A 15,437-nucleotide genomic window follows, 5' to 3' on the forward strand; every position below is an offset into this window, starting at 1 on the left:
CTACTTGAAGAGCAATTTCTCCGGGACATCGACATCCCACAACACCCCGGGATCATCCACCGCCACCTCGACCACCCTGCCCTGCGCGAACAGCGGCTTGGCACCGTGATCGCCGGACAACCCCATCAACCCCGGTCCAAAGCGGCGGCCAAACCCCACCGGATGCCCAAACTTTCCTTCATGCACCGGCACGCTGACGCAATCATCAGCAATTCCTGTCAGCACCTGATCAATACTCGACGGCAAAATAAACGGCATATCCCCCAGTACAATCAGCCAGCCACCCAGCTCCGGACACGCCTTCACCCCGGCAGCAATGCTGTCGCCCATCCCGGCAGGCTCGATCACCACGATCTCGAAGCCGTACGCCTGAGCCATGCGTATCACTTGGGGACGATCTTCGGTGGTCACCAGCACTCGCTTCCCCAGCGAAGCAGGCAGGCTCACCAGGACTTGCTCGATGACGGAGCGAACCACGCCGTCACGGCCCGTGCAATCAGCCAGCAACTTGTCCTTGTCCGTCCCCGCCACCTGCCTGAAACGACTGCCCTGCCCCGCCGCCAGGACGATGATGCCGATGGGCTCACTCATACAACCTCCTGCAACGGCTTCTTCTGCTTGAGTTCGACGCCGTTCTTGATCGCCACAATTTCGGCCAGCAGCGACAAGGCGATTTCCGCCGGACTGTGGCTGCCAATGTGCAAACCGATCGGACCGTGCAACCGTTCGATGGCCTGTGGTGACAAGCCTAGCTGAGCCAGGTTATCCCGACGCTTGAGGCTGTTGACCCGCGAGCCCAGCGCACCGACATAGAAAGCCTTGGAATCCAGAGCCGTCAGCAGCGCCATGTCGTCCAGACGCGGATCGTGGGTCAGGGCGACGATGGCCGTGCGTTCGTCGGCCTGGATCGTCAGCACCGCGTCATCCGGCATGCCCGGGACAAAACGCCCGTGCTGCTCTTCCCAACCGTAGACGAACTCGCTGCGCGGATCGCAGATCAGCACCTCGAAATCGAGCAATCGGGCCATTTCGGCGACGTACCGGGATAGCTGCCCTGCGCCGATCAGCAATAACCGCCAACGAGGACCGTAGATGGCCCGTAGCGTCTTGCCATCAAACGTCAGCACATCGCTCTTGGTCGCCGGCTGTAAAACCACTGCTCCCGTTTCAAGATCGAGCGAACGGGCGACGATTTCATGGGCTTCGCAACGCGCCAGCAACTCGGCCACCCACCCCGGATCGCCCACGCGCTCTTCGGTCAGGCGCAACGTGCCGCCGCACGGCAAACCAAACCGCGCAGCCTCCTCGCGGGTGACGCCGTAGGTGATCAATTGCACGGGCGGCCCGTCAGTCGCAATCCGCCCGTCGTGCAACCGCGCAATCAGATCATCCTCGACACAACCGCCGGACACCGAACCGATCACCACGCCGTCTTCACGCAACGCCAGCATGGCGCCAGGCGCCCGGGGCGCGGTGCCCCAGGTCTGGACCACGCTGAACAACACCACCCGCTGACCAGCAAGGCGCCATTCGAGGACGCTGCGCAGGACGTTCAGATCTGCGCTGTCCATCAGGCTTGTGCCTTCTGCCAACCCTGCAGCTGAAAGCGAACCGGCAGAGTACGGATGCGCTTGCCGGTCGCCGCGAAGATGGCGTTGCACAGCGCTGGCGCAATCGGTGGCACGCCTGGCTCACCGACACCGCCCAGCGGCACCACGCCTGGAGGCGTCACCAGATGCACGGCGACTTCCTTCGGCGCCAGGGACATGCGCGCCACTTCGTACATGTGGAAGTTGTCCTGCTGGACCTTGCCGTCCTTGAAGCTGATTTCCCCCAACACCGCATTGCCCAGGCCCATGACGCAGGCGCCTTCCAACTGCGAGCGAATCCGCTCCGGGTTGATTTGCGGACCGCAATCCACGGCAATGTCGGCTTTATGCACGATCAACGTGCCGTCGTCCTTGACCTCGACCTCAATGACCGCCGCCACGTAAGTGACAAAGCTGTAATGCACCGCCAGCCCCAAACCTCGGCCCTTGGGCAACTCACGCCCCCAGCCGGCTGCCTTGGCCGCGGTTTCCAGCACCGTGCGCATCCGGCCAGTGTCGATCGGATAACGCTCGGGCGACTCACCGTAGTTCCACTCTTCACTCAAGGTGCGCGGATCGATCTGGCGGTCCGGACCGAGCAATTTGATCTGGTACTTGAGCGGATCTTGCTTTGCCTTGTGCGCCAGCTCATCGACGAAGCTCTGAATCGCGAAGCCGTGAGGAATGTTCGATACGGAGCGATACCAGCCGACCCGGGTGTGGATCGCGGCTTCCGGGTTTTCCAGGCGCACATTGGGAATGGCATAGGCCATGTTGGTGAACCCCATGCCCAACTCGAACGCCGCTTCGTGGTTCATGCCCGGCGCGAACAGCGCCGTGATGCTCGGGGCGACGGTGCGATGCAGCCAACCGGAAGGCAAGCCATCCTTGTTCAGGCTGGCCTTCAGGTATTCGGCCGACACCGTGTGGAAGTAGGAACAGTGGATGTCGTCTTCACGGGTCCATTGCACACGTACAGCCTTGCCCGGGAATTCCTTGGCGAGAATGGCCGCTTCGATGATGAAATCCGGTTTGGACTTGCGACCGAAACCGCCACCCAGCAAGGTCACGTTAAACGTGACGTTATCGAAGGGAATGCCCAGGCGTTCACCGATGCGCTCGCGGGTGACTTGCGGTGCCTGGCTCGGCCCCCAGGCTTCGCACACGCCATCCTTGAAGCGAGCGATGGCGACCATCGGCTCCATTGGCGCCTGCGCCAAGTGTGGCAGGTAGTAGGAGGCTTCGACGGTGCTGTTGGCGCCTTTCATGGCCTCGTCGATGTTGCCGGTATTGCGCACCACTTTGCCGGGTTGCAGGGACGCGGCTTCCAGTTCCTTGCGGTAGGCAATCGAGTCATAACTGGCGTTGGGACCGTCATCCCACTCTATTTTCAGTGCTTCGCGGCCCTTGATCGCGGCCCAGGTGTTGCTGGCCACGACGGCCACACCACCCAATGGCTGGAATTCGGACGGCAGCGGACGGCCTTCGATCTGAATGACCTTGATCACCCCCGGGACTTTCAGCGCGGCGCTGGAATCGACGGATTTAACCTTGCCGCCATAGACCGCCGGACGGGCTATCGTGGCGTAAAGCATGCCGTCGAAATGCACATCGGCACCGTAAACGGCACGACCGTTGACGATGTCGGCGCCGTCGATGGCCTTGGTGCCCTCTTTGCCGATGTAGCGAAATTCAGATGGCTGCTTGAGTCGCAGACTGTCGCGAGCCGGCACGGCCAGCGCACCGGCAGCGGCGGCCAGGGCGCCATAGCCCAGTTCACGTCCGGTGGGCTGGTGAACCACTTTATGCAGTTGCGCATGGCACTCGCTGACCGGGACTTTCCACTGATCGGCGGCAGCCTGCTCCAGCATGGTCCGCGCGGCAGCACCGCAGCGGCGCATCGGCTCGTACCAGTGACGCATGCTGCGCGAGCCGTCGGTGTCCTGGTTGCCGAAGCGCACTTCGTCGCCCGGTGCCTGCTGCACCTTCATCATCGCCCAGTCGGCGTCCAGTTCATCGGCCACCACCATGGTCAGGCTGGTGCGCACGCCCTGGCCCATTTCCGAACGGTTGCAGATGACTGTGACCATGCCGTCAGCGGCGATGCTGACGTAAACCTTGGGATCGTCGATCCAGCCATTGGGCATGCCGTCGGCGCCGAATTTCTTCTCTTTTTCTTCGGCGAAAGCGTCTTGCCAGCCCCAACTTGCCACCAGCACCAACGCACCGGTCGCACCGACGCCTTTAAGGAAACCACGGCGACTGAGGTTGCTCAGCGCAAAATCATTCGGCAACTGGCTCATACCTTGGCCTCCTTCAGGTGAGTGGATGCCTGGCGGATGGCGGTCTTGATTCGGTTATACGTGCCGCAGCGGCAAATATTGCCGACCATCGCCTCTTCAATCTGTTCGTCGCTGGGGTTTGGATGGGTCTTTAGCAGCGCGGTGGCCGACATGATTTGCCCGCCCTGGCAGAAACCACATTGGGCCACAGCAGTGTCGAGCCAGGCCTGTTGCACGACTTGCCCGACCGGGTCGACGTGCAAGTTATCGATAGTAGTGACGTTCTGGCCGACCACCGAACCGATCGGCGTGATGCAACTGCGCGCCGGAGCGCCGTCGATATGAATGGTGCAGGCGCCGCACAGGCCCATGCCGCAGCCGAACTTGGTGCCGTTGTAGCCGGCCACATCGCGGATAGCCCAGAGCAGCGGCATGTCCTCGGTGACGTCGAGTTGATGGTCTTGACCATTGAGTTTCAGGGTAATCATGGGCACGCCCGCATATTTATTCAGGTTATGGGGTCGAGCAATCTGCCGCCTGGGGTTGGCGGTTGGAATCACGCAGATCGACTCAGGCTAATGAGGCTCTCTTATGCGGACGGACAGGTCTGCATCGGGCCTTTGGTGGAGCAAATGCTTGCATCGTTAGGTGGCTAAGTTAACTCAGCATTAACAAAAAAGCCCTGCACATTTGAAGGTGTGCAGGGCTCTGAAATCAGTCATTGAAGCTTAGCTTCAATACTGGTTCGGCTCCATTTCCAGATCGACCTTGAATCGCTCCGAAATGTCTTTCTGAATGTGCTGCGCCAGGTTCAGCAATTGCAGGCCGGTGGCGCTGCCGTAGTTGACCAGCACCAGCGCCTGCAACTTATGCACGCCGGCATCTCCGTCTCGAAAGCCTTTCCAGCCCGCTCGCTCGATCAACCAACCCGCCGCCAGTTTCATCTGCCCATCGGGCTGCGCGTAGGCCACCAGGTCCGGGTATTCGATCTTGAGCTGTGCGACCAATGCGGCCGACACCAGAGGGTTCTTGAAAAAACTGCCGGCATTGCCCAACACGGCCGGGTCCGGGAGTTTTTCGTTGCGAATGCTGCAGATCGCCTGGCTGACATCGGTAGCGGTCGGATGATCGATGCCTTGCTCGGTCAGGCGCTGGCGAACCGGGCCGTATTCCAGATGCAGGTGTGCGGCACGGTCCAGGGTGAAACGCACGCGCAGGATCAACCAGCGTCCCGGCTCCTGCTTGAACACGCTGTCGCGATAGGCGAAGTTGCACTGCGCCAGGGTGAAGTCCCGCAGCTCGCCACTCTGGCGATCCAGCGCAGTCAAGCCGGCGAAAACGTCCTTGATCTCGACACCATAAGCGCCGATGTTCTGCATCGGTGCCGCGCCCACGGTGCCGGGGATCAAGCTGAGGTTTTCAAGCCCCGCCAAACCCTGCGCCAGGGTGTGTTGCACAAACGGGTGCCAGGGCTCGCCGGCCTCGGCTTCGATGACAACTTTGTTGCCGTCATCGCTTAGGATCCGAATCCCGCGCGTGGCCATGCGCAGCACCAGCGCCGGGATATCGGCCGTCAGAAGCAGGTTGCTGCCACCGCCGATCACCAGCAGCGGTACGTCATGCGCTGTCGCATATGTCAGGGCTTCGCGCACATCGGCATCGCTGTGCACCTCGGCAAACAACCGCGCCTTGACGTCGACACCAAAGCTATTGAACGGCTTGAGCGAAACCTGAGGTTGAACCTGCAAACTCATAACCGCCCCTTCAATTCAATTACCAGCAGATCACTGGCGCGCTCGATCAGGTCCAGCACCTGTTCGAAACCCTGGTCGCCGTCGTAATAGGGATCCGGCACTTCATCGAGTTCCGATTGATAACGCCGTAGGAACAGGTCCAATTCGGCCTTGCCCTTGGCCGGTTGCAGGGCCTTGAGGTGGCGCAGGTTGCTGTTGTCCATTGCCAGGATCAGGTCGTAGGCGGCGAAATCAGCACGGGTCACTTGCTGGGCGCGCTGGGCGGACAGGTCGTAACCACGCAGCTTTGCGGCCGCCTGGCTGCGTTTGTCCGGCGCCTTGCCGACATGCCAGTCGCCGGTGCCGGCGGAAGCGACTTCGATCTGATCGGCCAGCCCTGCTTCACGCAGTTTATGACGCAGTACACCTTCGGCCGTGGGAGACCGGCAGATGTTGCCCAGGCACACGAACAAAACGCGCATCAGGCCTCCAGCAGGCGACGAACGCGCTCAAGGTCTTCGACGGTATCGACACCGGTCGGCGGTGCGATCAGCGCATCGGCAACGTGAATTCGCACGCCGTGCCACAGCGCACGCAGCTGTTCGAGGGATTCGGTGTTTTCCAGCCAGCACGGGCCCCAGCTGACGAAGTCATGCAGGAAACCGGCGCGGTAGGCATAGATGCCGATGTGGCGGCGATAGGGCACGCCTTGCGGCATTTGCTCGCGGGTGTTGGCGAACGCGTCCCGGGCCCACGGCAACGTGGCGCGGCTGAAGGTCAGCGCCAGGCCATTGAGGTCGCTGACAACCTTGACCACGTTGGGATTGAACAGGGTTTCGACGTCTTCGATCGGTTCGGCCAACGTGGCCATCCGCGCTTCAGTGTGCGCCGCCAGATTGGCTGCGACCTGATCGATCACGCTCGGCGGGATCAACGGCTCGTCACCCTGGACGTTGACCACGATGGCGTCAGGCGCCAGGCCCAGTTTCTCCGCCACTTCAGCCAGACGGTCGGTGCCGGAATTGTGGTCTTCACGCGTCAGCACCACTTCTGCACCAAAGGCGTTGCAGGCCTCGACGATACGCGCATCATCCGTCGCGACCACGACACGCTGGGCACTGCTTTTGCTCGCCTGCTCCCAGACGTGCTGGATCATCGGCTTGCCGGCGATCAACAGCAGCGGTTTGCCCGGAAGGCGAGTCGAGGCATAACGCGATGGAATGACAACGGTGAAGGCTGTGGTCATTTATCCAGGCGCTCTTCGGTGGTCAGGGTGCGGGCTTCGGTTTCGAGCATGACCGGAATCCCGTCACGAATTGGATAGGCCAGACCTGCGCCCTTGCTGATCAGCTCGGTTTTGTCGGCGCTGAGCTTGAGTGGGCCTTTGCAGACCGGGCAAGCGAGGATATCGAGCAATTTGGTGTCCATGAACATTCCCTGGAAAAAAATGGTTAAGGCAGAAGACGATCCGGCAACAGGCGCATCAGCTGTGTATCGAACCACGCCACAAAGGCCGGCGATGGCGCGGCGTCGACCGCCAGGTACCACCAGTCGGTCCCGGCGAAAGCACGGCACTTCACCGCGTCTTTCTCAGTCATCACCAATGGCAATGACGGCGTGAAATTCAAGGCCTGAACGCTGTACTCAGCGTGGTCGGCAAATGCATGCGGGACTGGCTGCCAGTGTAGCGTTTCGAGGGTTTTGAAGAAACGCTGGGGATTGCCGATCCCGGCCACGGCGTGCAGCGCCTGGCCTTGGGGGAAATGGTCCAGAGGACGCCGTTCACCACTGTGCAGATTGATCAATTCGGTGGGTTGCAACTGGAAGGCAAAACCGTCTTCGCGATCATTGGCAGCGCCGTTGTACAGCACCGCGTCGACGCTTTGCAGACGCTCGACCGGCTCGCGCAACGGCCCGGCGGGCAGGCAACGACGATTACCCAGGCCACGCGCGGCGTCGATCAGCACCAGCTCAAGATCGCGAGCCAGGCGATAATGCTGCATACCGTCATCGGAGAGAATCAGGTCCAGCGGTTCGCTCGCCAGCAGGGCTTTGACGGCGCTGCTGCGGTCCGGGTCGATCATCAACGGCACACCGGTGCGCTGGACGATCAACAGCGGCTCGTCGCCGGCCAATTCGGCGCCTTGATCTGCCTCGACGCGCCACGGCAACTGCGGCGGTTTGGCGCCGTAACCCCGGCTGACCACGCCGACCCGCAGGCCACTGCGCTGGCAATGCTCGATCATCCACAAAATAAGGGGAGTCTTGCCGGTGCCGCCGACCGTGATGTTACCGACAACGATCAAAGGCACCGGCGGCTGATAGATCTCGCCCTCACCCGCCAGAAAGCGTTTGCGCTTGTTCATGACCACGCGCCGATACAGCCACTCCAGTGGCTGTAACAGCTTCAGGGCCGGATGACCTTCGTACCACGCGGCGAGCAAACGATCGGACATGGCCATCAGGGCGCGGGCGCCGCCTCGACCGTGGTCATGCGCAAGTGGCTGAAACCAAGCTTGCCGGCAGCGTCCATGGCGGTGATAACGGATTGATGCTGGGTCTTGCCGTCAGCGCTGATGGACAACGGCAGGTTGGTGTCGCCATTGGATTCTTTTTGCAACGCGTCCATCAGGGTCGCCAGATCGTTTTTCTGCAGCACCTGATTGTTCACCGAGAACACGCCCTCGGCATTGATGGCAACGTCCAGATGCTTGACCTGCTGGTCTTCGGCCGGTGAGCCGCTGACCGCTTCAGGCAGATCGACGCGCAATTGGGTTTCACGAGTAAACGTGGTGGTGACGACGAAAAACAGCAGCAGGATAAACACCACGTCGATCAGCGACGCGAGGTTGATATCGACCGTTTCCCGCGGTTTACGGCGGAATTTCACGCTTTTTTGCCCTCGGACAGGTCCACGTCACGATCACCCTGCACAACTTCGACCAGCTTGATCGCTTCCTGCTCCATGCCCACCACCAGCTCATCGATCCGGCGTTGCAGGAAACGGTGGAAGAATACCGCCGGGATACCGACCATCAGGCCCGCGGCCGTGGTGATCAAGGCCTTGGAGATACCCCCGGCCAGCACGGCGGCGTTGGTGCCCATGCCGTTGCCCATGAAAGCGCTGAAAATATCGATCATGCCCAGCACCGTGCCCAACAACCCCAGCAACGGAGCCATGGCGGCGATGGTGCCCAGCGCGTTGATGTAGCGTTCGAGCTCGTGAATCACCCGCGCAGCGGCTTCTTCGATGCACTCTTTCATGATCTCGCGACCATGTTTGGAGTTGGCGAGGCCCGCCGCCAGGATCTCGCCCAGAGGTGAGTTGGCGCGCAGCTCCTTGAGTTTTTCTTTATTGAGTTGCTTGTCCTTGATCCATACCCAGACCTGCCCGAGCAGATGCTCCGGGGTTACACGGCTGGCACGCAGGGTCCAGAGACGCTCGGCGACGATTGCCATGGCCGCGATGGAACTCAGAATGATCGGCAGCATCATCCAGCCGCCGGATTTGACCAATTCCCACACAGTGACAGTCCCCTCGAAAAAGTGCGCCACTCTAACATAGGGGGTGGATGCACCGAAGACCGTGATGTCGCATCCGGTCGGTCTGTAATAACTCCGGGTTATTGAGCGAGCGGCGGCGAATCACGCCAGAAACGCCGTTGCAGACGCATCGACCAGGGCGGTTTGAAGCGGCCGAGTTGCAGACGAATGGCGCCGTGGTCGGCACTGTCATAGATCGCCATGCCACGTTTTTGATAGCGCGCCATGACCGTGGGATGCGGATGGCCAAAGGAATTGCCCTGGCCACGGGAGATCAGCACCGCTTGGGGCGCAAGCACAGCCAGTAGCGCCATTGACGACGAACTGCGGCTGCCGTGGTGCGGTGATTGCAGCCAATCGGTGGGCACGGCGAGGGGACTGTCGAGCAGCGCCCGTTCGGCAGCGACATCTATATCACCGGTCAACAGCAATCGCTCACCGTTGGCTTCGATCTGCAAGACGCAGGATTTCTGATTGCTGTCGCTGGCGGATGCCCATTGCCAAAGCTGGAAGTTCACGCCGTCCCAGGTCCATTGCCGACCGCTTTCACAGGCTTCGGCCTGTAACTCGGCCGGCAGCGCCTGATGATCGCCACTGAGGACCCGGGTCACCGGCAATCCGTTGGCCACCGCTCGTGCGCCGCCGGCGTGATCGGCGTCGGGGTGACTGATCAGCATCAGATCGAGCCCGTTCACCCCCAGTTTGCGCAACGACGGCAGCACCACCCGCTCCCCCAGGTCGAAATCGCCGAAACGCGGGCCGGTGTCGTACAACAAGGTGTGATGACGCGTGCGCACGAGAATAGCCAACCCTTGGCCGACATCCAGTTGCCAGATTTCGGCCATGCCTTCGGGCAGCAGTTCTCGAGGTGGAAAAACCAGCAGCAACAGCAGCGGCCAACCCAGCGGCCGCATCGGCACGCCTTTGGGCAGCAAGAGAAAAATGGCCCCCAGCGTGCCAAGCGCCCAACTCCACCAAGGGATCGCTACCGGCACCCACGCTGGCAACCGGCCCGCCATCAACGCCAGTCCCTTGAACAGCCAGTCAATCAGACCGCCCGCTAACCACAACAGCCCCTCGCCCACATAAGGCACTGACAAGAGCAGCGTGCCCAGCAAGGCTGGAGGCAGCACGACCAGGCTGATCCAGGGCACCGCCAGCAAGTTGACCAGCGGGCCGCTGATGCTGATCGGTAAGCCCAGCACCAGCAGCAACGGACACAAACCGATCGCGATCAGCCATTGCGCACGGGTCCAGGTTTGCCACCATCGCCAAGGGCCCAGCCGACCACCAAAGGTGAAGATCAGCACGGCCACTGCGGCGAAAGACAACCAGAAACCCGGTTGCAAGCTGGCCAGCGGGTCCAGCAGCAATACCGCGTCGAGCGCCAGCAATAACGGCCACCAGGCACCGAGATGACGAAACCGCAACCGCCACAACAGCACCAGGCCGATCATCACGCACGCGCGCCGCACCGGCACCTCGAAACCGGCCAGCAGCCCGTACCCGAGCGCAGCCGCGAACGCCAGCGCGCACGCCCACGGCAGCCAGGGCAAACGATTCGGCCACAGGCCATAACGGGCCAGCCCGGCGATCAGCAGATACACCAATCCCGCCAGCAATCCGATGTGTTGCCCGGAAATCACCAACAGATGCACGGTGCCGGTGTCTTGCAGAACTTGCCAATCCTCACGACTCAGCCCGGCGCCATCCCCCAGCACCAGGGCCGTCAGCGCACCCGTTCGGCCTTGGGCATCCACAGCCTGCAAGCGTTGACGAATGTTGTCGCGCCAGGCCCATTGAGCATCGGCAAGCTTTTGACCGGCCTTGACTGTCCCGGTGGCGCCGATGCGTTGCGCCAGCAACCAGGCGTCATAGTCGAACGCATGCGGATTGAGCAGCCCGGCGGGACGCTTCAATTTGACTGCCAAACGCCACCGTTCCCCGGCGTTGACGGCGGGGCCGTCGTACCAGGCCAGGCGTAAATGCCTGGGCAGCCGGGTGCGTCGCGATTGACTGTCAGTCAGTTCAAAACGCACCACACCGTCAGCATTCTGCGGCAGCCCGGTCACCCGCCCTTCGACCCAGCGAGTCTCGCCATCAAGCTTCAGCGGCAGACGATCATCCAGCGCCCACTGCGCATTCGCGCAGGCCCAACTGAAGCCGAACACAAAGAATGCCAACGCGTAAGTGCGAAACGGCAGCAGCATCAGCCCCACCACTGGCAGCAACATCCAAATCCAGACCGGCGGTAATTCCGGTAAAAAACGCAACGCCAGCAAACCCATCGCCAGCGCCATCATCCCTGTGCGCATAAGCCCGTCCTTGAGAGTCCCGTTCCTAGGCATAGCGGGTGGATCGCACAGGCACGGTTATTAATTGTCACAAAGTCTGAATGGGCCGTTCACGGAATCCAGACATACTTGCCGCCTTAACCGACCGAGAAGCCTTATGCCCCGGCGCTTATTCAAACGTTACATGCCAGACCCGACCAGCATCAGGGAACACAAATCCTTACGCTTTCTCGGCACCCTGCTGCATGACCCGAACCTCTGGCACCTCAACCGTCACTCGGTCGCTCGTGCCATGGCGGTGGGTTTGTTTGCGGCCTTTCTGCCGATTCCGTTACAGATGCTGGTGGCCGCCGTCCTCGCCATCATGGTGCGCGGCAACATGCCGATTGCCGTGAGCCTGGTCTGGCTGACCAACCCGATCACCATGCCGGCGGTGTTTTTCTGCACGTATCAGACCGGGGCGTGGTTGATGGACGTTCCCGCCAGGCATTTGCCGGACGAGTTGACCTGGGAATGGATCAGCGGTGAGCTATCGACGCTGTGGCAACCGTTCCTGCTGGGATCGGTGGTGACAGGGCTGGTGCTGGGAGCCCTCGCCTATTGCCTGACCATGCTGTATTGGCGTTGGTGGGTTGCGCGGCAATGGAGGCGGCGCAAGAAAAACCGGATGTAGAAATGCAAAACGGCCTCCGCTTGGGAGGCCGTTTTTTTTTACCCGCGAAAGGGGCGACTCAGTCTTGATCAGGTACGCATGCCGCGCCCACTGACCAGCAACCGCGCACAACCGACGTACAACACAACGGTCGCCACCAGCATGAAGGTAATCGCCACGCTGATCTTGATATCCGATACGCCAAGAATGCCGTAACGGAAGGCGTTGACCATGTGCAGCACCGGGTTGGCCAGGGACACGGTCTGCCAGAACGGCGGCAGCAGGCTGATCGAGTAAAACACCCCGCCCAGATACGTCAGCGGTGTCAGCACGAAGGTCGGGATGATCGAGATATCATCGAAGTTGCGTGCAAACACGGCGTTGATGAAACCCAACAGCGAGAAGATCGTTGCCGTCAGCACCACGACCAGAATGGTCACGCCCAGGTGATGGACCTGCAAATCGGTGAAGAACAGCGACAGCATCGTCACGATGACCCCGACCATCAAGCCACGCAGGACGCCGCCGAGGGTGTAGCCGATCAGAATGGTGTGCGGCGACACCGGCGAGACCATCAATTCCTCGATGGAACGCTGGAACTTGCTGCCGAAGAAACTCGACACCACGTTGCCGTAGGAGTTGGTGATCACCGACATCATGATCAACCCCGGGACGATGTACTCCATGTAGGTGAAGCCACCCATGCCGCCAATCTGCTTGCCGATCAGATTGCCGAAGATCACGAAGTACAAAACCATGGTGATGGCTGGCGGCAGTAGAGTCTGCGGCCAGATCCGGGTAAAACGCCGGACTTCACGGTAAACGATGGTATTGAGGGCGACGAGGTTGGGCTGCAGCTCGGAACTCATACCGCCACCTTCGACAGATTTTTCTCCACCAGGGACACGAACAACTCCTCAAGGCGATTGGTTTTGTTACGCAGGCTCAGCACTTCGATGTTCTGCTGCGCCAACTGGGTAAAAAGCGCGGTGATGCCCATGGCCTTGTCGACCTGGACTTCCAGCGTGTGGCCATCCAGCAGACGGGTCGGGTAGCCGAGCAACTGCGGTGCACTGGTCAGGGTGTTCTTGGTGTCGAGCAGGAAGGTTTCCACATGCAGTTGGCTGAGCAACTGTTTCATGCTGGTGTTTTCGACAATGGTGCCGTGGTCGATGATGCCGATGTTGCGGCACAACTGCTCAGCCTCTTCCAGGTAGTGCGTGGTGAGGATGATGGTGATGCCTTTCTGGTTCAGCTCAGTGAGGAAGGTCCACATCGAGCGACGCAGTTCGATGTCGACACCCGCCGTCGGTTCGTCGAGGATCAGCAGGCGTGGTTCGTGGACCAGCGCACGGGCGATCATCAATCGACGCTTCATGCCGCCAGACAGTGAACGAGACGGCACATCGCGCTTGTCCCACAACCCGAGTTGGGTCAGGTATTGCTCGGCGCGTTCCTTGGCGATTTTCGGCGGGATGCCGTAGTAACCGGCCTGCGTTACTACGATATCGAAGGTCTTTTCAAACTGGTTGAAGTTGAATTCCTGGGGCACCACGCCGATGGAGCGCTTGAGCTGCGCAGGATTCTTGTCCAGGTCGTGACCGAAGATGTTCACCGTGCCGCTGGTCTTGTTCACCAGGGTCGAGAGAATGCCGATGGTCGTGGATTTGCCCGCGCCGTTGGGGCCGAGCAAGGCGAAAAAGTCACCTTCGGCGACGTCCAGATCGATACCACTCAAGGCCTGGAAACCGTTGCCGTAGGTTTTGGTTAGCTGCCGGATGGACAGAGCGGAACTCATATCTGATTACGCACCAAGAAGGGAAGAAAGGGATAAATAAGGGCGGGCGGCGACTAAAACAACCACGGCGCATGAGCGCAATGGTGCGTGTCGCCGCCCCACAAGTACAGTCAAGTGTGTCGATAGTGATTATTAAGTCAACGCGGTCATGACCGCTTTGCGATACGCCGGCCGCTGCTTCAGACGGGCGTACCAGGCTTCAAGATTGGGTTGCGGCGCACGCTCGATCGGCATCTCGAACCAGGCATAAATGAAACTGCCGAGCGGGATATCACCCATGCCAATGGCGTCACCCGACAGGTACGGTTGGGCCGCCAGCGTCTGGTCGGCCATCGACAGCAGGCCATCGCATTCTTTTATTGCGGCGTTGATCGCGGTCCAATCCTGTTGATCCTTGGGCGTGCGCAACACACCCCAGAACACCGTGCGAAACGGGCCGGCGAAACTTGAGGTGGCCCAGTCCATCCACTTGTCAGCCGAGGCCCGAGCTTTCAAATCCGCGGGATACCAGGCCGTGTCGCTGGCATGCCGGGCCATCAGGTAGCGCACGATGGCGTTGGATTCCCACAGCACAAAGCCGTCGTCCTCGATCACCGGCACGCGGCCGTTGGGATTCATCGCGCGATACTCTGGCGTATCGACCACACCAAAGGCCCCGCCCGCATCGATGGCCTCGTACGCCAGGCCCAGCTCTTCGGCGGCCCACAATGGCTTTCTGACATTCGACGAATTTTTCCGACCCCAGATCTTCAGCATGACCGCCTCTTTATGGATGAATGCGCAGGCAGCATACGCCGGATCAGGCGCGGCTCAAATCGCTCTGCATATCACCCAGGAGCACCGGCAGTGTGTCGCTGAACAGATGCGGATAGCACTTTTCCAGGTGCTCGAAAAAAAATGCTTCGGGCACATCGGTGAACTGGCCGTGGTCGACCAGGTACTCCATCAACTGTTCGCCATCGCGATTGAAAGGGTGGAAAACACTGTCGTTGATCCCGTCAAACTCCAGTGGCGCCACATTGAACAGTTCACAGAGTTTCTGGTTGAAGGCCGGTGTGGCTTTGACCCAGCGATCGTTCAGGTACAGCTCGGTATAACCGTGCATGGCGAACACATCGCTCCTGAGCAACTCGAGCAAACGTGGGGTCGACAAATGATTGCGCACATCCGCCAGGCCGATACGCGCCGGGATGCCGCAATGGCGCGCGGCCCCTGCCAGCAGCGTGGCCTTGGGCACGCAATAGCTCTCGCCGGTTGCCAACGCATGACTGCCGCGCAAGGTCTGCGGGTCGCGACTGAAGGTGTAGGGGTTGTAGCGCACGGCTTCACGGACTGCGTAATAGAGATTGATCGCCTGCTCGAGCGGGTCGCGACTTGCACCGCGATGTTTTTCGGCGAACTCCACCACCGACGGGTGGTCACTATCGATGAAGCGACCGGGTGTCAGGTACTCGCGCATGAGAACAATCTCCTTGAGGAAGCCACGAGTCTAGCGAGACCATCAGCACAGAGATAACGACGTTTCGGCCAAACATGGGCGTATAGC

General features: G+C 60.7%; 17 protein-coding genes. 1 reads left to right on the top strand and 16 read right to left on the bottom strand.

All coding sequences use genetic code 11. The features are described from left to right. The 12 genes from BLQ41_RS27150 to BLQ41_RS27205 form a co-directional block, all read right to left on the bottom strand. Entirely contained in the window at nt 1-591 is a 591-nt protein-coding gene (locus BLQ41_RS27150; RefSeq protein ID WP_090186785.1) for a nucleotidyltransferase family protein, read from the bottom strand. Further along, nucleotides 588-1,571 carry an XdhC family protein gene (locus tag BLQ41_RS27155; RefSeq protein ID WP_090186788.1) on the bottom strand — a complete coding sequence of 328 codons (984 nt, stop codon included), beginning with the start codon at nt 1,569-1,571 and terminating at the stop codon, nt 588-590. Before BLQ41_RS27155 ends, BLQ41_RS27150 begins: the two co-directional genes overlap by 4 nt. After that, nucleotides 1,571-3,892, bottom strand: coding sequence for a xanthine dehydrogenase family protein molybdopterin-binding subunit (locus BLQ41_RS27160; protein WP_090186789.1), 2,322 nt, complete (start codon nt 3,890-3,892; stop codon nt 1,571-1,573). The genes BLQ41_RS27155 and BLQ41_RS27160 overlap by 1 nt, the downstream gene beginning before the upstream one ends. Next, nucleotides 3,889-4,359, bottom strand: a complete 471-nt coding sequence (locus tag BLQ41_RS27165) for a (2Fe-2S)-binding protein (RefSeq protein WP_090186792.1) — start codon at nt 4,357-4,359, stop codon at nt 3,889-3,891. The genes BLQ41_RS27160 and BLQ41_RS27165 overlap by 4 nt, the downstream gene beginning before the upstream one ends. 246 nt (nt 4,360-4,605) lie before the next feature. Further along, on the bottom strand, nt 4,606-5,625 hold the full coding sequence (murB, locus tag BLQ41_RS27170; protein WP_090186795.1) for a UDP-N-acetylmuramate dehydrogenase: 1,020 nt from the start codon (nt 5,623-5,625) through the stop codon (nt 4,606-4,608). Further along, entirely contained in the window at nt 5,622-6,086 is a 465-nt protein-coding gene (locus tag BLQ41_RS27175; RefSeq protein ID WP_090186798.1) for a low molecular weight protein-tyrosine-phosphatase, read from the bottom strand. Before BLQ41_RS27175 ends, murB begins: the two co-directional genes overlap by 4 nt. Further along, entirely contained in the window at nt 6,086-6,850 is a 765-nt protein-coding gene (kdsB, locus tag BLQ41_RS27180) for a 3-deoxy-manno-octulosonate cytidylyltransferase (protein ID WP_090186800.1), read from the bottom strand. Before kdsB ends, BLQ41_RS27175 begins: the two co-directional genes overlap by 1 nt. Further along, the gene (locus BLQ41_RS27185; RefSeq protein WP_090186803.1) at nt 6,847-7,032 is read right to left on the bottom strand and encodes a Trm112 family protein; all 186 of its coding nucleotides are present in this window, start codon (nt 7,030-7,032) and stop codon (nt 6,847-6,849) included. Before BLQ41_RS27185 ends, kdsB begins: the two co-directional genes overlap by 4 nt. A gap of 23 nt (nt 7,033-7,055) precedes the next feature. Continuing rightward, nucleotides 7,056-8,066, bottom strand: coding sequence for a tetraacyldisaccharide 4'-kinase (gene lpxK / locus BLQ41_RS27190; RefSeq protein ID WP_090186805.1), 1,011 nt, complete (start codon nt 8,064-8,066; stop codon nt 7,056-7,058). Further along, the gene (locus BLQ41_RS27195; RefSeq protein ID WP_090186809.1) at nt 8,066-8,494 is read right to left on the bottom strand and encodes an ExbD/TolR family protein; all 429 of its coding nucleotides are present in this window, start codon (nt 8,492-8,494) and stop codon (nt 8,066-8,068) included. The genes lpxK and BLQ41_RS27195 overlap by 1 nt, the downstream gene beginning before the upstream one ends. After that, nucleotides 8,491-9,129 (bottom strand): MotA/TolQ/ExbB proton channel family protein, encoded by a 639-nt coding sequence (locus BLQ41_RS27200; RefSeq protein ID WP_167360509.1) that lies wholly within the window; start codon nt 9,127-9,129, stop codon nt 8,491-8,493. The genes BLQ41_RS27195 and BLQ41_RS27200 overlap by 4 nt, the downstream gene beginning before the upstream one ends. A 98-nt stretch (nt 9,130-9,227) precedes the next feature. Then, the gene (locus BLQ41_RS27205) at nt 9,228-11,462 is read right to left on the bottom strand and encodes a DNA internalization-related competence protein ComEC/Rec2 (RefSeq protein WP_090186814.1); all 2,235 of its coding nucleotides are present in this window, start codon (nt 11,460-11,462) and stop codon (nt 9,228-9,230) included. Between the two features lie 136 nt (nt 11,463-11,598). Here BLQ41_RS27205 and BLQ41_RS27210 point away from each other — a divergent pair, with 136 nt between their 5' ends. Then, nucleotides 11,599-12,114 (top strand): DUF2062 domain-containing protein, encoded by a 516-nt coding sequence (locus tag BLQ41_RS27210; protein ID WP_090186817.1) that lies wholly within the window; start codon nt 11,599-11,601, stop codon nt 12,112-12,114. Between the two features lie 68 nt (nt 12,115-12,182). On the opposite strand, the gene BLQ41_RS27215 is transcribed toward BLQ41_RS27210, so the two are convergent. From BLQ41_RS27215 to BLQ41_RS27230, 4 genes are all read right to left on the bottom strand, one after another. After that, a complete protein-coding gene (locus BLQ41_RS27215) occupies nt 12,183-12,962 on the bottom strand; it encodes an ABC transporter permease (protein WP_090186819.1) in 780 nt (259 codons plus the stop codon). After that, entirely contained in the window at nt 12,959-13,891 is a 933-nt protein-coding gene (locus BLQ41_RS27220; RefSeq protein WP_090186822.1) for an ABC transporter ATP-binding protein, read from the bottom strand. Before BLQ41_RS27220 ends, BLQ41_RS27215 begins: the two co-directional genes overlap by 4 nt. A 132-nt stretch (nt 13,892-14,023) precedes the next feature. Beyond that, nucleotides 14,024-14,647 carry a glutathione S-transferase family protein gene (locus BLQ41_RS27225; RefSeq protein ID WP_090186825.1) on the bottom strand — a complete coding sequence of 208 codons (624 nt, stop codon included), beginning with the start codon at nt 14,645-14,647 and terminating at the stop codon, nt 14,024-14,026. Between the two features lie 43 nt (nt 14,648-14,690). Beyond that, nucleotides 14,691-15,350, bottom strand: a complete 660-nt coding sequence (locus tag BLQ41_RS27230) for a transglutaminase-like domain-containing protein (protein ID WP_090186827.1) — start codon at nt 15,348-15,350, stop codon at nt 14,691-14,693. Nucleotides 15,351-15,437 lie beyond the last annotated feature (87 nt).

Origin of the sequence: Pseudomonas arsenicoxydans (genome assembly GCF_900103875.1) — a bacterium.
GTDB classification, from domain to species: Bacteria; Pseudomonadota; Gammaproteobacteria; order Pseudomonadales; family Pseudomonadaceae; genus Aquipseudomonas; species Aquipseudomonas arsenicoxydans.